We start from the raw sequence: 22,431 nt of genomic DNA, 5'->3' as shown, positions 1-22,431 counted from the left end.
GCTTTAGCGAAATTATTGATGCATATAATAAAATCAAAAATTTAATTTAGGGGGAATAAAAATGGACTTTGATACTATTTATTATAAAAGTCAAAATATATAATAAGGCAAAAATACTGGCAAATAAATGAATTGACAAGAAGTAAAATAAAGAGGTGATTTTGTGGAAGAAAAACTACAAGAAAAGGCCGTTTTAGTGGGCTTAAATATAACAACTAATGTAAAAAAAATCGACGATATTGATATAAATGAATCTATGGAAGAACTTAAAGAATTAGTAAAGGCTGCTGGAGCAGAAGTTTTAGCATCTGTAATTCAAAATAAACCAGCGAGAGATGCTGCTTATTTCATAGGAAAAGGTAAAGTTGAAGAAATAAGAGATTACTGTCAAATGCTTGGTGCTACAATGATAGTATTTAATGATGAATTATCAGGAGCACATATGAGAAATATAGAAGATGTTACAGGACTAAAAGTAATCGACAGAACAGCTTTAATATTAGACATATTCGCACAAAGAGCATTAAGTAAAGAAGGTAAACTACAAGTTGAGCTTGCTCAATTAAAATACAGATTACCAAGACTTTATGGAATGGGTGGACAAATGAGTAGAACTGGTGCTGGTATAGGTACTAGAGGTCCTGGTGAACAAAAGCTTGAAATAGATAAAAGACATATCTTAAATAGAGCTGCTGACATAAGAAAAGAGCTTAGAGAAGTAAAACAAAACAGAGAAACTCAAAGAGTTCAACGTCTAAAATCAAATATACCAATTGTTGCACTTGTTGGTTATACAAATGCAGGAAAATCGACTTTATTGAACGAATTAATAAAGACACACAAAGATTACGAAACTGAAAAAGAAGTTTTCGTAAAAGATATGCTATTTGCAACACTTGATGTAACTTTAAGAAAAGCTACTTTACCAAATAAAAGAGATTTTCTAGTAGTAGATACAGTTGGATTTGTAAGTAAACTACCTCATGATTTAGTAGAAGCATTCAAAGCGACACTAGAAGAAGTTAAATATGCAGACTTAATACTACATGTAATCGACGCTACAAACAGCAGTTTTGAATTACAAAAACAAACTACTGAATCAGTATTAAAAGAATTAGGTGCAGATGATAAGAAAACTATAATAGTTTACAACAAAATAGACAGACTAGAGCTAGATATTTATCCAAGAAATAGAGAAGATAGAATTTATATTTCTGCTAAAAAAGGTATCAATATGGATATCCTTCTAAAAATGATAGAAAATGCTTTAATGGAAGACACTTATCAAGTTAAATTATTACTTCCATACGATAAAGGTAATATATTCAGTAAAATAAAAGAAAAATACAACGTAGATTACTTTGAATATGTTGAAAATGGAACACAACTTGAAGTAAGTTTAGATGAAGAAGATTATAATATATATAAAGAATATATAGTTGAGGAATAAAAATGGACATAAGTTGGAGCAATATCGATAACTTAGATGACTACTTTATTACATATCTTCTTTATAACGAATCAAAAACAGTGTCCCAAATTAGCAAAATCAGAAATATACCAATTGCAGATGTAAATGATCATTTAATCAAAGCAAAATTAGAAATAAAATCTGCAAACAAACAAAAAGTAGAATCTTCAAAAGATATATTGGATAAATTTTTAGAATTAGGCAAAGACTCAAGACTTGAATTTATAGAAGAGCTGAGTCTAGATGAAGAAAAAGAATTAAACTTCAAAAGAGAATTATACAAAAGAATACTTAGAGAACAAAATGCAGATGATTTAATTGTCTTAATTTGGGCAACGGGAGAGTTTAGAGATGAAAGATTTTTAAAAATACTTCATCCTCTTACAAACCATAGACATTCAGACATAAGAAGAATAACTTATTCAGCTATTAGAAAAATATCTTCTCCAAAGAGCAAGTTAGTCTTGGAAAAGGGGCTATATGACCCAAATCCACAGACAAGACAATATTGTGCCAAAGCATTGGCAAAGGTGGGAGATGATAAGACAGTCGAGATTTTGCAACGACTTATAGACAGAAAAAAAATCAACGAAAAAGAATATGTCATCAGGGCATATAATGAAGCAATTTTGGCTTTGAAATATCTAACGGCAGGGGGAGAGGCACTATGAAGACATATAAAACATTACACAGTTTTGGAACAGATGAATACATAGTAGAAAAGTCTACTTTTATAGGATATGCAAAACCTATAAAGTCTGAAGAAGAAGCAGTAGAATTCATAAACGAAATAAAAAAGAAGCATAAAGATGCTACTCATAATGTTTGGGCATATACTGTTGGTGAAACTATGAACATCCAACGCTATAGTGACGATGGAGAGCCACAAGGAACAGCAGGAATCCCAACATTAGAAGTCATAAAAAAAGAAGACTTAAGAGATGTAGTAGTTGTTGTAACTAGATATTTCGGAGGAATAAAATTAGGAGCAGGCGGACTTGTTAGAGCATATACAAAAGGTGCAAAAGTTGGTATTGAAGCAGCTCAAATTATACAAAAGGTAAAATACAAAGAAATAAGTGTAACTATAGACTATAACCAAATAGGAAAAGTTCAAAATGAAATAATGAATATGGGTTACAAAATAAAAGACACTTTATATACTGACAAAGTAGAAATAATAGTTTACTCGAGAGAAGAAGAAGCAGAATCACTAAAATCTAAAATGATAGATATAACTAGTGGAACTGCAGAAATAGGTGAAAGTGAAGGGTTTTATCTATCTGAAAAAGAAGGGGAAATTATTTTTTAGATAGGGTTTATTTAACAATAGATATATCGAGGGGGACGTCATAATGGAAAGTGAAAAAAACAAAATAACAAGACAAATAGGAATCTCTCTAGCTATAATAGGAATTTTATTCTTAGCTATAGCAATTTTGAATTTATCAAAAAACGAAGAGATAATCATATTCTGCTTTATGTATGGATTTATGATTTTCATGGTATTTAATTTATTTAAATTATCTAAATCAGGAAATGTGGATATGAACAATACTATAGAAAATTTAAATAAATTACAAAAGGACTTAGAAAGACAAAATTTCATACAAGATATGTTGAATCACGCCAATATGGAATTTGAAATAAATGAAAAAATGGCTTATATAAATAAAATTATTGAAAAATACTCAGACAGTGCAGATGGTTATTACTATCGTGGCGAGTTTTATATAAAATTCGATAAATTTTATTCAGCTATAAAAGATTTTGAAAAAACATTAGAACTAGACAAAAACTATAAAGAAGCATATAGGGGTAAAGGTGTTTGTTATAGTAGACTAGGGGATAATGAACTAGCAATAAAAAATTATAAAAAATCATTGGAAATAGATCCAAGATATGAAGTAGCTTACTATAACTTAGGAGTATCTTATAGCAACTTAAAAGAATACGATAAGGCTATGGAAAGCTACACAAAAGCACTAGAAATAGACGAAAATGATGTTAGTGCCTATTATAATAGAGGAAGAATTCTAGCTTATTTAGGCAGATATAAAGAAGCATTAAAAGATTTTACAAATGCTATAAATCTTGAAAAATACGACGAGAGAATAGTCTACGAAAGAGCAGGACTATATTATTTAATGAAACAATATAAAAACTCACTACTAGACTACAAGACATTTGTAACTTTGGCTCCACATATGAAAGAAGGTTATTTGGGAATGGCGGATTGTTATTGTCAAATGAACCAAATTAATAACGCAATCGAATACTACAATAAATCCATAGAACTAGACCCAGAGTACGAAGAAAGCTACTTTAATCGTTCAGTAGCTTACTTAAAACAAGATAATTTACGCAAGGCCATAAAAGACTTGGACAGAGTTATAATATTAAATCCTAAAAATGGTGAAGCATATTACAACAGAGCACTTGCTTATGGTCAAATGGAAAATCACACAAAAGTAATACGTGATTTCTCAAAAGCGATAAAAATGGGCTATAAAGTAGGAAAATCTTACTGCAATAGAGGAAAAGAGTACTCTATCACAGGAAACTTCAAAAAGGCAAAAGATGACTATACTCGCTCTATAGAACATGGTTACGAAAGTTATATTGTTTATATGGGAAGAGGAGCTGCAAACTTAGACTTAGAAGAATATAACGAAGCAATACTTGATTTTAATAAAGCAATTGAGCTTGATAAGAGCCAATTTAAAAATTATTATTATAGAGGTTTGGCTTATTATAAACTTCAGCAATATAAAGAAGCGATAGACGATTTTTCTGTTGCAATAGAAGGAAATCCATCTGACATAAGAGCTTATGAAAAACGTGGGGATGCATATTGCCAAACAGGTGATTATGATAATGCAATAAAGGACTTCTTTATGATAAGTAGATTAGAAGAAAAAAATTAACATAAAAAGCCTAAAACTATATTGTTTAATAGTTTTAGGCTTTATTTTTTTTGTTTGTCTTTGTGCATATAACCTTTTTGAATTTCAAAGATTCCTATAATCAATAAAAATACTCCAAAACATTTTCTTAAGATATCAGATGATAGATATTCTGCTAATGTAGAGCCAAAAAAAGCACCAACTATACCGAATAATACTATCGGAAGAACTAATTCAAAGTCGACGTTTTTCTTTTTAATATGTATGTATAGTGCTGCTATTGTCATAGGAATTGATGATAGTAAGTTGGTACTTTGGGCAATTTTAGGGTCAATACTTGCAAATAATATAAGAGCAGGGATTAGTATTGTTCCTCCACCCATTCCCATTCCGCCGATTATTCCAGCAAAAAATCCTATTATTGCTATTAACATAAATTCCTCCTATTAATAAAAAATCATTCTAATTGCAGATATTATCATAACTATTCCGAAAGCAATTCTCAAAAACTTACCGGTTACTTTGCTCAATAATTTTGCTCCCACGATACCTCCTATTATACTTCCTATGGCGGCTTTACATGTAAGACCAATGTCATATGTTCCTTTGGAGATATATATTATGGAGCTTGTCGTTGTTAAAAATATTATTACAGCTAAGGCTGTAGCATGTGATTTGTGTTCTTCTACTTTTAAAATGTTGTTTAAGATAGGGACTAAAAGAGTACCACCGCCGGAACCGAATAGCCCATTAATAAAACCAGTAAAAGCTCCAATTATAGAATTTTTAATACTAAATGGATTGTTCATATCTTCACCTACCTTGTATTATTATTTGTGATTTTGATAAAACTATGTATAGATGTAAAAATAATAAATTAATTTTGAAATAAATATGGTATTATAAGTATAGATTTTTATAAGAAAGGGGTAAAATAAATGGGAATAAATCAAAAAATAGAAAAAACAGTAGATTGGCTTAGGGAAAAAGTTAAAGAAGCAGGATGCAAAGGATTAGTTGTTGGGGTTTCTGGTGGAATAGACTCAGCTGTAGTTTGTTACCTTATAAAAAAAGCATTTCCAGACAACTCTATAGGGGTAATTATGAGCATCAACAGCAACCCAAAAGACAGGGAAGATGCACTTAAAGTTATAAACGGTTGTGGAATAGATTATATCGATTTAGATTTAACAACCCCACAAGAAATGATATTAAACTCTGTAACTTCAGCTCTTAAAGAAAAGAATTTATATAATGAAGATGGGCTTAGAGCATCAGATTCAAACTTAAGAGCTAGAGTAAGAATGTGTTCTGTTTATACAGTTGCAAACAACCTAGGGTATTTAGTTGTAGGAACAGACAACGCAGCAGAAATACATACTGGATATTTCACAAAATACGGCGATGGAGGAGTAGACTTAGTTCCAATAGCAAACCTTACAAAGGCAGAAGTTTATGAATGGGCTAAGGCACTAGGAGTACACGAAGATGTAATTAATAGAGCTCCATCAGCAGGTTTATGGGAAGGTCAAACAGACGAAAATGAAATGGGAACAACATACAACATGATAGACAAGGTTGTATTAGGTAAAAGAGATGAAGTTCCTCAAAAGGACTTAGACATCATAGATAGATTACATAAAATCAGTGAACATAAAAGACACACAGCACCAAAACCTCCAAGATTCTAATTTACTAAATGGAAGTTTTGTGCTAAAATTTACTTTGCAATAGATTTTGAATAAATCTATAAATGAACGAAATTAAAATTAAGGAGTGAAATTATGGGTCGTATAGGCAATATTATCAATAGAAAAGGTAAACAAGATGCTAAAAGAGCATCAGTATTCACTAAACATGCAAGAGCTATAACTGTTGCAGCTAAAGAAGGTGGAGCTGATCCAGAATACAATGCAGCTTTAAAAACAGCTATAGATAAAGCTAAAGCTGACAATATGCCAAATGATAATATCAAAAGAGCAATAGACAAAGGTGCTGGAGCTGGCGGTGGAGAAGATTACTTCTCAAATACTTACGAAGGATATGGACCAGGTGGGGTTGCTGTTATAGTTGAAACTTTAACTGACAACAAAAACAGAACTGCTGGTAACATAAGATATTACTTCGACAAAAACGGTGGTAACTTAGGAACTACTGGATGCGTTGGTTTCATGTTCGATAGAAAAGGACAAATATTAATAGCTGCTGAAAATGTAAGCGAAGAACAATTAATGGACGACGCTTTAGAAGCTGGAGCAGACGATATAATAACAGAAGAAGATGGATTCGAAGTTGTAACAGCTCCAGAAGATTTCAACGCAGTTAGAGATGCTTTAGTTGAAAAAGGATATGAATTCGTATCTGCTGATATAAAATTAATACCACAAACTACTACAGTTTTAGACAACGAAGGTCAAGTAAAATCTATGGAAAAATTAATAGACTTACTTGAAGAAGATGACGACGTTCAGAACGTTTACCATAACTGGGAAATAACTGAATAGTTATTATGAGTTAGGGATTTTAATGTTTTAGAATTTAAAATGTGATAATATAACACCTCTGATTATGAAATATGGAGAAATCTGTGTTGAGTAATTGGGGGTGTTTTTTATTAATTTATTAAAATATTATTTTAAGCTAAAAAATGACAATTTTAGACACTATTAATATATTATACTATTTTATGATTAATAACAATTCGATTTAAATAAAGTTTAATGCTGTATATGGTAAATGGAAATTGTAGTAACTATTGACAAGACATAGTATACAATAAAAAAATTTATTACCAATACAGTAATAATATTTTAAACATTATTAATAGATAAGGAGAAAATAAAATGAATTTAAGTTTTAAGGCTGGTTTTTTAAAAGAATGGACATTACTAGATGATCGGATAATATTAGGAAAGAAGGAAATAATGCTTACAGAGATTGAATCTGTAAAATTGTTTGCAAAATCTTCTTTCGCTAATAATGGAGTAATACAAATTACTGTAAATAAAAAGATTATTACTTTGGCATATCCTCATAAATTAAGGGAAGAGGGTAAAATTGCATTAGAATATTTGCAAGATAATTGCAAATATGAAGAAGAATCATATAATAAAGAAGCCTCTGAAGAGGAATCACATAATAGAAAAACAGTTAAAGAGATAAGAGAAGAAATAGAAGCACTACCATGTAGAGATGAATGGGGAACAAGAAAGGAAATTGCTGAGTTACCATTAATACTTAGAAAAGGTGAAATAATAAAAGCTATGACAAGTGGGATAAATGATGGGAATACATGGCTTATAGTTTGTACAAATAAACGTGTATTAATGTTAGATAAGGGTATGATTTATGGACTAAAATTAATTGATATACCTTTAGATAGAATTAATAGTATTTCTCACAGCAAAGGATTAATATTTGGGAAAATAGCTATTACTGATGGGGCTACAACAAGGATGATAGAGAATATATCAAAAGATACAGTTAGTTTTTTTGCTGATATAGTCAATGAACAAGTGGAATTATATAAAAAGAATAAAAATATTTCTAAATCTCAAGTATTAAATAATATATCTCCAGCTGATGAATTAATAAAATATAAACAATTATTAGATATGGGAGCTTTAACAAAAGAAGAATTTGATAAAAAGAAAAAGGAACTTTTAGGAGTGTAGAAAAACTGCTATAGAGGAATTAGTATACTCTATAGCAGTTTTTCTATTAATATAATTTCTAAGTATAGAATCAAAAAATATGTAAATCTATGTATTCGCAATAAAATCCAAAGCAATATAAGACAACTTCAGCTTAATAATATAATTCAAATCCTCAAAATCAATACAATACTCATCTCTAATCTTACCCAAGCGGTATTTCAAAGTATTATAATGCACATGCAGCTCGTCGGCGGTTTTTTTGATATTTCCGTTATTATCGACAAATAGCTTTAGCATTTGGCGATATTCTTCTGATGCAGAGTTTATAAATTCTTTAAAGTTAAGGTCAATAATATTATCTGTGTTTTCATTTATTAAAAAATCATAAACCAAGTTTGTAAGCATAAAATCAGAATAATAATTTATACGATTTGTATCAGGTAAGCTAGTTGAGTAATCTAGTGCTTTTAGTGTCTGGTTGTATGCTATTTTTATATCGTGTAAGTTGAAAAACATATCGCTAACACCAAGAGATAAATTGTATTTGTCGCATATATCTAAGAAATATTTAGAGTATATTTTGAATTTATGTGGATTATCATCTCTTGTAACATATAGTATGCAAATCTGATTTTTATATATAAATACGAACTGATTGAAAAATATTGATTTTATCAAATCGTAAAGTTCTTTAAATTTTTCTATGGTAATTTCTTTTTTTAATAAATTTATATTTAATAAGAAGAAATTTGAATGTATTTCTAAATTTAATATTTCGCATGTTTGTTCAAGAAAGTGGGGTTGTGGACCTTCACATGACAATAAATAATAAAAAATAGAATCTATTTGGGAATTTTCACAATAACTAAATCTACTGTCGTTTATTATCGAAGGAGCAATTATTTTGCAAAGTATATTGAGTATACGCATGTCCTCTTTACTAAATGGTTTATTAGATTCTAAAACATAGATATAAGCTATATTTAAATTATTTATCTTTATTGGACAAGTTAAAACTCTGTGTTCCATTATGTCCAAATAATCTATAATATGTGAATCGCTTTTTGATGATATAGATTGTACAAATTTAATATCATAATAAATTTTTTCTAGATAATATGGATCTGGATAACTATATTTTATATAATCGTCCCAAATTGTATCATCATTAGTTAAATTATCTCCGTCATGATAACAAAGGTAATTTGCAGAATTAGAGATTATAATTGGATTTTGGAGATAATTATAAATTATTTTTATAATATCACCAATACATTCATTTTGAGATATTGCGTCGATAATGCTATTTGAAGAGGCGATTATATCGGCATTTACATTGATAATATCCTGCAAATTTTCTAGTAATTTATAAAGATTTATTTTATTATCTTCTAAAATTAAAATATTGCAGTTTTTTAGTTGAAATAAGTCGTATTTTATATTAATGTCTACAATTATCAAGAAATTAATGATTTTATCAGTCTTAAATTCTTTTGGAAAATTAGACAATTTACATATGTAAAGACTGTAGGAATTAAGTTTGTCGAAATTATCTTCTATATAATAGTAGTTTGAAATATTTATGTTTTTTCGCATTATAACTATAGGATTTTTTGAAGCTAATTTAGTAGATATTTCGTTAAATGTTACAGACATATTTTACCCCCTTTTAGTTTAAACCAAGATCTAAGTCATACCCCTTTGATATTTCTAATGCAATAATTGCAAGTTTTAATTTTACTAATGAATCCGGATTTTTCAAATCGATAAAGTATTTAGTTTTCAATTTATTTATTCTATATTTTAATGTATTATAGTGAATTCCAAGCTTATCTGATATGAAGTTTAGATTTTCTCCACAATCTAAATAGCATTTAACTGTTGAAATTAAATTTGTATTATTATCAGCTAAAAGGTTTATTATTGTTGAATCCAAGATATAGTGAAGTTTTTTCTTAGCCACAAAATCGTAAACTAAGTCATGCAAAACATAATCATCATAAAAATTTATAGAGGGTTCTTTGCTATAAATACAATTAAGACGATTTGCAAAATTTATGGCTGACAATGATTCAAAATAAGCATTTCTTATTCCAGAAATCCCATCAAATAATTTGCTTACACCAACTGACAATGTGTAGTTTTTTATAAATTCGAGAAACTCTTTGTATTCTTTGCATTTCTTAAAATAATCAAATGAATTTTTATTGTTATAAAGAACAATAATGTTTTTATCAAATACAAATACATAGTGTTTTTCAAATATGCCTTGAACCATTTGTTTGACATAGTTTACCTTAGATTTTGAATTTATATTATCCAAATCACACAGACAAAGAAGGTACATATTTGAATCTAAGTCGAATTTAAAGTTGGATAATTTTTTTCTCATAAGTAACATGTTTGGCTTTGGATTATTCATTAAGTCGCTCAAAACAGAATCAAATCTGGATGTTTCTAAGTTTAGAAATTTTTTATCAGAAATCATAAGAGGATACATCATTTTTGCCAGAGTCTTGAGAATATGTATATCACTTTGAGTAATATCTCGATTGACTTCCAACACACATATACGCCCAATTGAAAAATCAATATGTTTTATTGGGATTGCAATTTCCCTATGATTCATAAGACCTTCAAAGAAAGTAATAACATGATTATAGCTAGATTCTGCTATAAGTCGGTTTTCTCTACTTTTATTGTATTTTAATGAATATTCAGGATGGGGACGATTGTTTTTTAATTGAAATTCCCAAACTGGCTCATTTAAAATAGTTTTTCCAAGTTCAAAATAACAAGTTTCATATTTAGAATTTAGCACCATTATAGGGTTGTTTAAATACTCAAAAGCTATAGAAATCATATTATTGATAGATAGATCATCTTCAATACTGAAAAATAGTTTTTCCTTGAAAGATGAAAGGGCATCATCAAAATTTAATAGATTTTGAATTAGTGTTATTATCTCAAATATAGAAATAGATTTCTCTTCTAATATAATATAGTTGCAGTTGTTTAAGTAAGGCAAATCTTCTGGCTCGCCTATTATTAAAAAATTTATTTTATCATAATTAAAAATTTCATTTGGAAGTTTATTAGCCCTAAAAATATATAAACAATATGGGCTATAATCTTTAAGATTTTTAGTTGAAAACTTAAAATTTACTATTTCACTATCAAATGATATTTTGTATCTTGAAGTGAATTTAAAAAATTTGTCTAATATTTCATTAATGCTGATATACATTTTGGCCTCCTTTTCTAAAAATCACTAAAAATAAATGTTTCTAATTTATATTATAGAGCATTAAAAATAATAATTGGTAAAAAATGTAGATTTATTCAAAAATAATATGATTTTTTTATAAGAATCTACAAATAAACTTTATATGAAAATTATAAAATTTTATAAAAAATTCATATATTCCTACATTGAAAATACCCCTCTTAAAATCCTATACTTTAAATATAAAGAAAAGAAAAACAAACAGACACAAAGAAAATGTTAACAAAATGATTAAAAAAATATTTATTATATGTTAGGGGGAAATAATATGTCTAAAATTCAAGAAGTAGCAACAGCAGTAGAAAGAGGTAAATCTAAAAAAGTAGCAGGTTTAGTTCAAGAAGCTCTAGATTCAGGCGCAACTGCACCAGAAATATTAAATGCAATGATAGACTCAATGACAGTAGTAGGTGATAAATTTACAAAAAATGAAATATTCGTTCCAGAAATGTTAGTAGCAGCACGTGCAATGCAAAAAGGTGTTGAAGTTTTAAAACCATTATTAGTTGGAGATAATGCAGTTTCAGCAGGAAAAATGATAATGGGAACAGTTGCAGGTGACTTACACGATATAGGTAAAAACTTAGTTATAATGATGCTTGAAAGTGCAGGATTTGAAGTTATCGACTTAGGTGTTGATGTACCAGCAGAAAAATTTATTCAAGCATTACAAGAAAATCCTGATGTAAAAATAGTAGGAGCATCAGCACTTTTAACAACTACTATGCCAGCTTTAAAAGAAACAGTAAAAGCACTTAATGAATATCCAGGTAGAGATAAAATAAAAGTTATGGTTGGTGGAGCTCCAATAACTCAAGAATTTGCAGATGAAATAGGAGCAGATGCTTATACAGAAGATGCAGCAAGTGCAGCTCAAGTAGCTAAGAAATTAGCAAGTTAAGATTAGAGATGATATATGTTTAAACTAAAACTTGTTATATAAAAGTTTTAGTGCAAGGGTGGTTATTAACTAAAAATAAAATATAAATGGGGACTCTTTATGAAAAAAATAAATAATAAAATAAAATTGTTTTGGGGAATAAGCGAAGTAGGATTTTCATTTATGAGTACAGTTGAGACAACATTCTTTGTAATATTCTTAACAGATGTAGCTCAATTACCATTAGCATTAGTTGCAGCGATAACATCTGTAGCAGGGATAGCAGATGCTATAACTGCTATGTTAGCAGGAGTAATAATAGATAAGGTTAATTTTAAACATGGGAAATACAGACCTTGGCTTATATATTTGCCACCGTTTGTAGTAGCATTTTTCGTATTGATGTTTACTAAGATTGGTTCTGACCCAGTGGCAGCATTGCTTTGTGGTTTGGGATATGTTTTAAGTCATGCAATTTGGAATATATGTTGGACAGCAAACAGAACTTTAGTTGGTGAACTTACTGATGATCCAGAAGAAAGAGCATTCCTTTCTGGTAGAATATCTGCTGGTTCAAGTGCAGGAAAAATCCTTGCATCATATTTTGTACCAGTGTTAAATCTATTCTTCTTAGGAATATTTGCAAGCTCAACAGGTGTTATTGGTTATACAATGACAGCTTTGATAGCATCAGTTACTTTCACAGTCTGTTATTTAATACACTTTGCTATTACTAAAGGTTATGATGAACCAAAAGAAGTATTAGACGAAAATGCAAAACATGCAAAATCAATTTCATTTAAAGACATGGGTAAAAGCATTGTATCAAATCCACAATTATTATTAGTTTTAATTTTCGACTTCTTAAAACTAATTGGATATTATACTTTGATGGCGACTGTTGCATATTATGCGAAAGTTGTTTTACAAGATGAATCAGCAATGTCAATTATATTAGTAGTATTTAATGTAGGTGCATTAGTAGGTTCACTTATATCAAAAAATGTGGTTGCAAAACTTGGAAGCAAGATGACAAATATCGCCGGGGTTTTAGGATTTGCAGTATGCCTAGTAGTTATATATGTTATGCCAGCAAATATGATGATAGTAACAGTACTTTTAGGTATAGCACAAATATTCTTTGGTATATCTTATGGAAATACAACAAGTTTATATTCAAATTGCGGAACATATAGCGAATATAAAACAGGTAAAAATACTAAAGCAGTTATAATGTCTTTTAGCTCTTTGGCTATAAAAATATCAATAGCAGTTAGAGGTATTGTTATAACAAGTGTTTTATCAGCAGTTGGATACCATGCAGATGCAGCAATTACAAGTTCTACAGTCAGTGGAATAAAAATATTATGCCTTGTAGTTCCAATAATATTCTTAGTAGTATCAATAATTCCATTACTAGGATATAAGATTAAAGACAGTGATATAGCTATAATGGAAAAAGAATTACAAGAAAGAGAAAGCGCAAATTAAATATAAATAAAGATATATACAATATTTGAAGATAAAGAAGATTGAATAAAATTGAGGTAAATAAAATAAGTTTATAAATTGGGAGGAAAAAAGATGAGCGACTATTCTTTTAAAATCGAGGAAATACAAAATCCAACAATAGATCCAGCTGTTCCAAATCCATATGGAGCAAAATCATTTGAAACAATAAAATATCATACACCTATAACACCAAAGGAAAATGTACTTAGATTGTATAAAGGCGAAAAACCACTTTGGATGCCATCATATTATTTCGATATAAACTTTATACAACCATTAGTAATGCCAGATGCAACTGCTAGATGCAATGGTGGTATAGACTGGTTCGGAATCGAGTGGGAATATGAACCAAAAACAAATGCAGCAATGGTTAAACCAGGAACAAGAAGATTAGATGATATAACAAATTGGGAAAGCTTAGTATTCCCAGATTTATCAACTATAGACTGGCAAAAAGATTATGAAGAAAATTATGCAAAAGTAATCGACCCAGACAAAGCAACTATATTTACAATCGTAAACGGATTATTTGAAAGAACAGCAGATTTAACAAGTTTTGAAGATACTTTCTGCTACTTATTAGAAGAGGAAGAAGCATTAGAAGCATTTTATACTAAATTAACAGATTTCCATATAGAATTAATGAAAATTGCAAAAGAAGTATACCATGCTGATATAATCACATTCCATGATGATATGGGAACTCAAAGAAGTTCATTCTTCTCACCAACTACTTTTGAAGAAGTTATGTTACCACATTATAAGAGAATGAATGATGCAGCTCATGAAATGGGTCTTTATGTAAACTTCCATTCTTGTGGATGTGTTGGAAATCAAATCGAAAACTTTATAGCAGCTGGATTTGATTCTTGGGAAGGTCAAGATGCTTGCAATGATAAGGTTGGAATATTAGAAAAATACGCAGATAAACTAGCTCAAGTAAGTTCTTTCTCACCAGACCCAGATGGAAAATTAAGTGATGAAGAATATGTACAAGCAGTTAAAGATAGAGTTCATGACTATGGTAAAGAAGGAAGATATATAGCTTGGTATCGTGAAAATAATCCAGAACGTAGAGAAAAAGGATATGAAACAATGTACACAGAATCTCGTAAATTCTATTGTGACTAAGATAATATAAATTAAGACAGAAAAATTAGTATGGATGGAGGATAAAAAATGATTATTATAGGTGAAAAAATCAACGGTTCTATTCCAGTAGTGGCAGAAGCGATAAAAAATAGAGATGCAGAATTTATAAAAAATAGAGCAAAAATACAAGCTGAAAGTGGTGCAACATATATTGACTGCTGTGCATCAGTTCCAGAAGCTCAAGAAGTTGAAACATTAAAATGGATGATAGAACAAATTCAAGAAGTGACAGATTTACCAATAGCAGTAGACAGTCCAAGTGCTGATGTAATATTACAAGCTTATAAATTCTGTAATAAACCAGGAATTATCAATTCTGTTTCAATGGAAGGGGACAAAATAGATAAAATATTCCCAGAAATAGCAGACACAGATTGGCAAGTGATAGCTTTACTTTCAGACGATAAAGGAATACCACAAACAGCAGAAGACAGATTAAGAGTATTTAAAGATATAATGAAAAAAGCAGAAGAGTACAATATAAAACCTGAAAGAATTCATATAGATCCATTAGTTGAAATGTTATGTACATCAGAAGATGGAATTGCTATGAATGTAGAAGTTATAAGCACAATTAGAAAAGAATATCCTACAATCCATATAACTGCAGCTGTAAGTAATATTTCATTTAATCTGCCAGTTAGAAAATTAATAAACCTAGGTTTTACAGTATTAGCAATGAATGCAGGATTAGATAGTGCAATATTAGACCCAACAAACAGAGATATGTTAGGACTTATATACGCAACAGAAGCTCTATTAGGTGAAGATGAGTTTTGTATTGAATATATAGGTGCATATAGAGAAGGCTTGATTGGGCCTAAAAAATAATTAAGTGAATCCCAAATAAATTTTCGACCATATAAATAAGATAAATTTATTAACATAAAAAATAAAAGCATTGATAATTGAAGCCACTTATCAATGCTTATTTTTTTAATAAAAATATTTTTAGGAGATGATTTTATGATATATAACAAAGAACAGATAGATTTATATTTAAAAAAGATGGAGTATAATGATGAAATTAAGATAGATTATAAAACACTGTGTAAGTTGCAAATAGCTCATTTGACTCATATCCCATATGAAAATATAGATGTTTTAAATAGAAAACCTATATCACTTGAATCACAAGATTTATTTGATAAGATGATTGTTAAAGCAAGAGGAGGATATTGTTTTGAGTTAAATGGACTTTATAGCAATTTGTTAAAAAGTTTGGGATTTAATGTGACAAATTTAGCGGGACGATTTATTTATCAAGATGGAAATACACGAATGAGACTTCATAGAATACTAAAAATAGATATAGATGATAAATCATATATTTCTGATGTCGGAGTTTTGAGTGAATTATCTAGAAAAAGTTTAGAACTTGAAGTTGGAAAAGTCCAAAATGATGGAAAATGTGATTATAAGTTTGAATATAATCCAAAACAGGAAGGAGAATATATTTTATATCAAAGAAAGCCTAAAAAAGATTGGAAACAGATATATAGTTTTTCTTTAGAACCACAATTAGATATTGATTATGTTCTACCGTCTTTTTATTGTGAATCACATCCAAATTCACCATTTATAAATTCAATGAAAGTTGCGCGTTATACAGAAGATGAGCATATAAGATTTTTTGATGGAGAACTAATCTTTTATAAAGACGGTCAAGTTATAAAAATAGAAAAAGTTCGAGAAGATAAGATTTATGATGTATTAAAAGAATATTTTAATATAGTGCTTGATAATTTTGTAAAAGTATTAGTATAACTATTACTAATGATTGAATATTTGACAAAGTCAACTAATTTATATATAATCTAAATTGTTAAATATTGAGAGGTGGTAATGTGAAAAATGAATCATTTGCCGTTTATATATCAATAATAAGAAAGTACTTTGTATCATATTGTACTGAAAAAATTTCTAACTTTGGGGTAACTTATACTCAATTATTTGTTTTAATTTATATAGGCAAAAATAATGAGTGTTCTCCTAAAGAAATTGTAGAATATCTTAAAATAGATGCAGGACAATTAAACCGTATTTTAACAAAATTATTAGAGAAAGATTTAATCAATCAGAGAAAGAATAATAATGATAGACGATTTAATGTTTTGAGTTTAACCGAAAGTGGTAAAAATATAGTCCAAGAGAGCCAGAAACTCTTTTATTCATGGGATACACAAGTTTTATCTGATATTGATGAAAATAGCATACAAGAATTGATGAATTTAATGAAAAAGATTATTTTTAAATTAAATGAAATAGATGGAGGAAAACAAAATGAACAAATTAAAAGATTTTATGAACATATTGACAGGTAGCTTTAATAACTCTGAGCAGTTTGACAAAATGAAACTAGATAATATAGATTTTCCTTATGCTGAACATGTAAATACGATTTGTAATGACAAAATTATAAATTTACCAGAAGATTTTAAAGGAATTTTTATGGTTGAAGAAAGTTATTATACATCAAATGGAAATACACATGCTTCACCTCACTTATTTTTATTTACACAAGAAGAAAATGGAATTAAATTAACTTCTTATGAAGTACCAAATGGATATGATAAAAATACATTTACTTATAAAGATTTAAAAGAAATAGATTATAATGAGTTAAGAGTATCAGAAAAATTTACCCCAGCATTATATATTGAAAAAGATGGAGTATGGGAAGGTGGCAGCACAAGCATGTTTTCACCTGTCTTGAAATTTACTTTGTTTGAACGATTTTCAGAAGAGTATTTAGAGGTTAGTGAAACTATGGAAGTTAGAGGTAAGAGAACTTTCGGATATGATGAACCAATTATTTATAAGAGGGTTATTTAGATAATAAATATTTAAAGATAGAATATTGATATTATAAGGCAGTTGATTTTATCGTCAACTGTCTTTTTATATAAAGTAACACCATCAAGATTGTGTGTTCCAGTTTTAGATGTACAGAATATATAGATATATTTATGGGGGATTATGATTGAAATTTAGCCATTGCACAGCAATGTTAACTTGCATTGCTTGATGAAATTGGTGAGTTTTTATAAGATAAAAGTATAAATTAAAAATTTAGGAGGCTTTATATGTTAAATGAAAATTTAAAACAACTTAGAAAAAGTAAGGGGTTATCGCAGGAGGAATTAGCAATAAGATTAAATGTAGTTCGTCAAACAATTTCGAAATGGGAAAAAGGGTTATCAGTTCCAGATGCAGATATGCTAATAAAAATCGCTGATATTTTTGAAGTAAGTGTAAGCGAATTATTAGGTGCAAAAATAGGTGAAAAAAAAGAACAAGATGTAAATGAAGTTGCAGATCAATTGATGAGGATTAATGAACAATTGGCGATAAAAAATAGACGTTCACATCGAGTTTGGAAGACTGTTGGAATTGTACTTTTACTGTTTGTAATTTTTAATATTGGATTAGTAGTACTAAATTATGCTGCCTTCGATAGTTTTGAAAATAAGACAAGTGTAGAAGTAAATCGTATAGATGAATAATAAAAATGAGGTATGGAAAGTGAACTATACCTCATTTTTTAATTCTAAGGAAATTATATGTATTTTAATAAAACGACAATTCCAGGAATTGTTTCGAGATATTTTTGTAAAATACGCAAGAATTTATCTACATATTCAGACTTATAATTTATATGTTGAATATAATAATAAATACGATCAGGTGGAGCTTCTTCAAGTTCAGAGATTTGAAGATTTTTATTATTTTTAACAAGCCAATTTCCGATACTAAAAGGGACGATAGCCCAGCTATTTTTTATTTGTAAAAAATCATCTAAAATCGACATTTTATCGACTATGATTAACGACTTTGATGTAGTACCAAACCAATAATTATGCCATTTATCAAATTCAGGATTCCATGGCAATCTAATCTCCCATTTACAATCTAAATTTGATGGGTGGACTACATTTGGATAATTATTTTCCGTATTAGATATAAAACACATTTTCTCACTAAAAATAGGGACAGTTTTTACATCTTTGCTATACATATCATCTGATATAAAGCCCAAGTTTACAAGCTTATTTTCAACATATTTATAACTATCTTGTGAGTGTAGATTGTGAATAACAAGATGTATATGGTTATTTTCTTCTATAAATGTTTTGTAAACTTTTGATAAAATATATGAGTTTATGCTATCTATTGCTGAAATATGAAACATGGTATTTTTAGATATCGGGGAGATATCCTTTGTCTCGAGCCAAAGTTCCTTCCACTTTTCTGCGATTAATATAAATGCCTCACCTTGAGGTGTAAGCGTAATATTTCTAACTCCCTTTTGTCTAATAAATAATTTATATTGCAATTCACTTTCTAGTGATTTTATCCTTCTGCTTAGGGCAGGTTGGCTTATATATAAAATTTCGGCTGCCTTTGTAATGCTACCGTATTTTACGATATTTAAAAAAGCATCTATTTCTAATTCCGTCATAAATTCACCTCCATAAAATATAACATATACTTTATATTATAACGCTTAAATATGCATTATATAAAAGTATAATTTAGTGCTACAATTTAATAAAGAAAAAGTTAGAAAGGGGATAGAGTGGTGGAACAAGCGTATGATTTAACAGAAGGTAATATAAAAAGACAATTAATATATCTTTCTATACCACTTTTAATAGGAAATATTTTTCAACAATTTTATAACACTATAGACAGTATTATAGTGGGAACTTATGTAGGGCATGATGCATTTGCGGCCATAGGTATTGCAGGAACTATTATGAACTTATTCATATTTATTATAATAGGATGTTGCACAGGTATATCTATTATAACTGCTCAGTTATATGGTGAAAAAAATTATGATGCTATGAGAAATGAAATATTTCTTTCTTCAGTTTTAGGTGGAGTAGTCACAGTTATAATTAGTATTTTAGGAATTTTCTTTATGCCGATTATATTGAGATTAATCCAAACACCGTCACAATTAATAGGATATGTAACTCAATATATGAATGTAATTTTGGCAGGACTTATAGCTACTTTTTTATACAATTTCTTATCTTCAATTTTAAGATCAGTTGGAAATACAAAGATGGCACTTATATTTTTAGTAATATCAATAGCATTAAATGTAGTTTTAGATTTATTGTTAATAAAACAATTTTCTATGGGAATAATGGGAGCTGCACTAGCTACCGTAATTTCACAATTAGTATCAGCAGTTTTATTATATTTATATATAGTTTTTAAAATTCCATTTTTAAAAGTAAAAAAAGAAGATATAAAATATAATTCAAAATTGCTTAAACTAACTTGGCAATATTCATTTGTATCAGCTCTACATCAATCATCACTTTATATAGGTAAGTTACTTGTTCAAGGAGCAGTAAACTCACTTGGTGTTGATGCAATTTCAGCTTATACAGCAACAGGAAGAATTGAAGATGTTATCCTTGCATTTGGAAATAGTGGTTCAGAATCAACTTCTATATTTATCGCACAAAATACTGGTGCTAAAAACTATAAAAGAGTTTTAAAAGGATTTAAAGAGGCTATGATTTTAATACAATTAGTTTGCATTTTGATGATTTTATTTTTATTTTTCAAATCAGATGTTTTACTTAATTTCTTTGTATTTGATGAGGGTCAAAATGTATTAAATTATGGTATACATTACTTTAAGATAATATCAATGTTTTATATAGTAAGTTTAGTAGGAAGTATATTTGTAGGATATTATAGAGGAACTGGTCATGTAAATATTCCTGTAATAGGAACTACACTACAAATTGTTATAAGAGTAATACTTTCATACTTATTAGTTGGCTCAATGGGAATCGGTGGAGTAGCACTTGCAACAGGAATAGGCTGGATAGGAATAATTATATTCCAAATAACAGTATTTATAAAAAATAAATATTATCAGATTAAAGATGAAGATGTAACTTTAAATACTGCTGTAAAATAGATAAATTCTGAAATGAAAAAGAATTGGCATACAATGTATACCAATTCTTTTTTATAAATTAAATGAAAAATGAGTATATTAAAATATAAATTAAAAATAATATATATTTTAGACTGTTTCTATTTAGCTTTTTCTGACAATTCAGCTCTAAGCACTTCACCCATTCTCTTAATACCTTCGATTATCTTATCCTCAGGCATATTAGAATAATTTAATCTACAAGTATTATAAACACCACCATTAGGATAGAATGATTCACCAGGAACATAGGCTACATCTTTTTCAAGACATTTTTTAGCCATTTCTCCAGCGTTAATTCCTTCTGGTAGTATAACCCATGTAAATAATCCTCCTTGAGGGTGAGTAAATTCAACACAGTCTGGGAATTCTTCTTCCATGGCTTTCATCATAACATCTCTACGTTTTTTGTAGCATGCTTTGATTTGTTCAACATGGGCATCCAAATCATACATATCCATAAATTTGTTAACTTCCATTTGAGATATTGTAGAGGCTTGAAGGTCAGCACCTTGTTTACAAATGTTGAATTTGTTTAATATTTCAGGAGATGCACAAGTCCAACCAAGTCTATATCCTGGGCAGAATATCTTAGAGAATGTACCCAAGAAAACAACCAAGCCCTTAGTATCTAAAGCCTTTAAAGCAGGTAGATATTCCCCATCGAATCTCAATTCTCCATAAGGATCATCTTCTATAACCGGTATTTCATATTTATTGATGATTTCCATAAATTTTTTTCTTCTTTCCATTGGCCAAGTTCTACCTGATGGATTTTGGAAATCAGGAATAACATAAATAAATTTAACTTTGTCGTTAGTAGCAAGAACTTTTTCTAATTCTTCCATAATCATACCGTCATTATCAGTAGGTATTTCAATAAATTCTGGTTCATATGCTTTCATAGCATTTAAAGCACCCATATATGAAGGGCTTTCACATAGTACAACATCACCCTTGTCTAAAAATGCTTTACCAGCAAAGTCTAGACCTTGTTGAGACCCACTAGTTATTAATATATCGTCAGCAGTAACATTAGTTTTTAATTTAGTATTCATTCTTTGTGCAATTTTCTCTCTAAGTGGAGCATATCCTTCAGTAGTAGTATATTGAAGAGCAACTTGACCTTGTTCTTCTAATACAGCAACAGAAACTTTTTTCATTTCTTCAACCGGGAATAATTCTGGAGCAGGCATACCTCCAGCAAATGATATAACTTCTGGTCTTTGAGTAAGTTTTAAAAGTTCACGAATAGCAGAACCTTCTAGATTATCTAATCTTTTTGCAAATTTTACAGCCATAAAAAGCACCCCCTATTAGTTTTTAAATAAAGCTTTATAAGTACGACTGATTTATTAATTAAGAATAAAGATTTCATTACATAAAATAAAAATAATATATTACTTATAATAATTATACATAATAATTGGAATAATCAGGCAATAAGGAAAATTTATAGAATGGAATAAAAAATATTTATGATTAAAGAGATTCTACAATGATAAAAGGATAAAGTTTAGTAATTTCAACAGTTTCTAAACCATGACTAGTTATTCCAATGTGTTTTATTTTTCCCTGTTCTTTTGCTTCTAACAAAGCT

Annotated in this window: 22 protein-coding genes; 16 read left to right on the top strand and 6 right to left on the bottom strand. The window is 28.9% G+C overall.

The genetic code is table 11. From position 1 onward, the window contains the following. The first annotated feature begins 163 nt into the window (after window positions 1–163). The 4 genes from hflX to I4U58_RS04960 are packed head-to-tail and all read left to right on the top strand — an operon-like array spanning window position 164 to window position 4,398. Window positions 164–1,450 carry a GTPase HflX gene (gene hflX, locus I4U58_RS04975; RefSeq protein ID WP_195929935.1) on the top strand — a complete coding sequence of 429 codons (1,287 nt, stop codon included), beginning with the start codon at window positions 164–166 and terminating at the stop codon, window positions 1,448–1,450. Between the two features lie 2 nt (window positions 1,451–1,452). Beyond that, window positions 1,453–2,142, top strand: coding sequence for a helix-turn-helix domain-containing protein (locus tag I4U58_RS04970; protein WP_195929934.1), 690 nt, complete (start codon window positions 1,453–1,455; stop codon window positions 2,140–2,142). Then, a complete protein-coding gene (locus I4U58_RS04965; RefSeq protein WP_195929933.1) occupies window positions 2,139–2,783 on the top strand; it encodes a YigZ family protein in 645 nt (214 codons plus the stop codon). The genes I4U58_RS04970 and I4U58_RS04965 overlap by 4 nt, the downstream gene beginning before the upstream one ends. A 43-nt stretch (window positions 2,784–2,826) precedes the next feature. Beyond that, window positions 2,827–4,398 (top strand): tetratricopeptide repeat protein, encoded by a 1,572-nt coding sequence (locus tag I4U58_RS04960; RefSeq protein WP_195929932.1) that lies wholly within the window; start codon window positions 2,827–2,829, stop codon window positions 4,396–4,398. A gap of 41 nt (window positions 4,399–4,439) precedes the next feature. On the opposite strand, the gene I4U58_RS04955 is transcribed toward I4U58_RS04960, so the two are convergent. Together I4U58_RS04955 and I4U58_RS04950 are read right to left on the bottom strand one after the other, a co-directional pair. Continuing rightward, window positions 4,440–4,811 carry a sulfite exporter TauE/SafE family protein gene (locus I4U58_RS04955; protein WP_195929931.1) on the bottom strand — a complete coding sequence of 124 codons (372 nt, stop codon included), beginning with the start codon at window positions 4,809–4,811 and terminating at the stop codon, window positions 4,440–4,442. Window positions 4,812–4,823: 12 nt separating this feature from the next. Then, window positions 4,824–5,186 (bottom strand): sulfite exporter TauE/SafE family protein, encoded by a 363-nt coding sequence (locus I4U58_RS04950; protein WP_195929930.1) that lies wholly within the window; start codon window positions 5,184–5,186, stop codon window positions 4,824–4,826. A 129-nt stretch (window positions 5,187–5,315) separates the two neighbouring features. Between I4U58_RS04950 and nadE the strand changes: the two genes are divergently transcribed. The 3 genes from nadE (at window position 5,316) to I4U58_RS04935 (ending at window position 8,051) form a co-directional block, all read left to right on the top strand. Then, the gene (gene nadE / locus I4U58_RS04945) at window positions 5,316–6,068 is read left to right on the top strand and encodes an NAD(+) synthase (RefSeq protein WP_195929929.1); all 753 of its coding nucleotides are present in this window, start codon (window positions 5,316–5,318) and stop codon (window positions 6,066–6,068) included. Between the two features lie 93 nt (window positions 6,069–6,161). Then, a complete protein-coding gene (locus I4U58_RS04940) occupies window positions 6,162–6,881 on the top strand; it encodes a YebC/PmpR family DNA-binding transcriptional regulator (protein WP_022071231.1) in 720 nt (239 codons plus the stop codon). Between the two features lie 339 nt (window positions 6,882–7,220). After that, on the top strand, window positions 7,221–8,051 hold the full coding sequence (locus tag I4U58_RS04935) for a PH domain-containing protein (protein WP_195929928.1): 831 nt from the start codon (window positions 7,221–7,223) through the stop codon (window positions 8,049–8,051). 87 nt (window positions 8,052–8,138) lie between these two features. Here the strand turns inward: I4U58_RS04935 and I4U58_RS04930 are convergent, their stop codons facing one another. Next, entirely contained in the window at window positions 8,139–9,689 is a 1,551-nt protein-coding gene (locus tag I4U58_RS04930) for a helix-turn-helix domain-containing protein (protein ID WP_195929927.1), read from the bottom strand. 13 nt (window positions 9,690–9,702) lie between these two features. Next, window positions 9,703–11,280 (bottom strand): helix-turn-helix domain-containing protein, encoded by a 1,578-nt coding sequence (locus tag I4U58_RS04925; protein WP_195929926.1) that lies wholly within the window; start codon window positions 11,278–11,280, stop codon window positions 9,703–9,705. A gap of 307 nt (window positions 11,281–11,587) precedes the next feature. Between I4U58_RS04925 and I4U58_RS04920 the strand changes: the two genes are divergently transcribed. The 8 genes from I4U58_RS04920 (at window position 11,588) to I4U58_RS04885 (ending at window position 18,369) form a co-directional block, all read left to right on the top strand. Beyond that, the gene (locus I4U58_RS04920) at window positions 11,588–12,220 is read left to right on the top strand and encodes a corrinoid protein (protein ID WP_195929925.1); all 633 of its coding nucleotides are present in this window, start codon (window positions 11,588–11,590) and stop codon (window positions 12,218–12,220) included. Window positions 12,221–12,319: 99 nt separating this feature from the next. Next, window positions 12,320–13,690, top strand: a complete 1,371-nt coding sequence (locus I4U58_RS04915; protein ID WP_195929924.1) for an MFS transporter — start codon at window positions 12,320–12,322, stop codon at window positions 13,688–13,690. 93 nt (window positions 13,691–13,783) lie between these two features. After that, a complete protein-coding gene (locus I4U58_RS04910) occupies window positions 13,784–14,842 on the top strand; it encodes a uroporphyrinogen decarboxylase family protein (RefSeq protein WP_195929923.1) in 1,059 nt (352 codons plus the stop codon). Window positions 14,843–14,890: 48 nt separating this feature from the next. Further along, on the top strand, window positions 14,891–15,694 hold the full coding sequence (locus tag I4U58_RS04905; protein ID WP_195929922.1) for a methyltetrahydrofolate cobalamin methyltransferase: 804 nt from the start codon (window positions 14,891–14,893) through the stop codon (window positions 15,692–15,694). 135 nt (window positions 15,695–15,829) lie between these two features. Further along, window positions 15,830–16,630: an arylamine N-acetyltransferase gene (locus I4U58_RS04900; protein WP_195929921.1), complete on the top strand. Its 801-nt coding sequence runs from the start codon at window positions 15,830–15,832 to the stop codon at window positions 16,628–16,630. An 80-nt stretch (window positions 16,631–16,710) separates the two neighbouring features. Continuing rightward, complete coding sequence (gene bilQ / locus I4U58_RS04895; protein ID WP_022071248.1) at window positions 16,711–17,187, top strand: bilirubin utilization transcriptional regulator BilQ; 477 nt, start codon at window positions 16,711–16,713, stop codon at window positions 17,185–17,187. Then, window positions 17,147–17,698, top strand: a complete 552-nt coding sequence (locus I4U58_RS04890; protein WP_007286297.1) for a hypothetical protein — start codon at window positions 17,147–17,149, stop codon at window positions 17,696–17,698. Before bilQ ends, I4U58_RS04890 begins: the two co-directional genes overlap by 41 nt. Window positions 17,699–17,949: 251 nt before the next feature. After that, a complete protein-coding gene (locus I4U58_RS04885; RefSeq protein ID WP_195929920.1) occupies window positions 17,950–18,369 on the top strand; it encodes a helix-turn-helix domain-containing protein in 420 nt (139 codons plus the stop codon). A gap of 53 nt (window positions 18,370–18,422) precedes the next feature. Here the strand turns inward: I4U58_RS04885 and I4U58_RS04880 are convergent, their stop codons facing one another. Continuing rightward, window positions 18,423–19,325 (bottom strand): LysR family transcriptional regulator, encoded by a 903-nt coding sequence (locus tag I4U58_RS04880; protein WP_195929919.1) that lies wholly within the window; start codon window positions 19,323–19,325, stop codon window positions 18,423–18,425. Window positions 19,326–19,445: 120 nt separating this feature from the next. Here I4U58_RS04880 and I4U58_RS04875 point away from each other — a divergent pair, with 120 nt between their 5' ends. Beyond that, a complete protein-coding gene (locus I4U58_RS04875) occupies window positions 19,446–20,813 on the top strand; it encodes an MATE family efflux transporter (RefSeq protein ID WP_195929918.1) in 1,368 nt (455 codons plus the stop codon). A gap of 119 nt (window positions 20,814–20,932) precedes the next feature. Here the strand turns inward: I4U58_RS04875 and I4U58_RS04870 are convergent, their stop codons facing one another. Then, entirely contained in the window at window positions 20,933–22,132 is a 1,200-nt protein-coding gene (locus I4U58_RS04870; protein ID WP_195929917.1) for a PLP-dependent aminotransferase family protein, read from the bottom strand. Between the last annotated feature and the right edge of the window lie 299 nt (window positions 22,133–22,431).

Source organism: Clostridium sp. 1001270J_160509_D11 (genome assembly GCF_015667935.1).
Classification (GTDB): Bacteria; Bacillota; Clostridia; order Peptostreptococcales; family Peptostreptococcaceae; genus Intestinibacter.
This window is presented reverse-complemented; position numbering and strand designations above follow the sequence as displayed.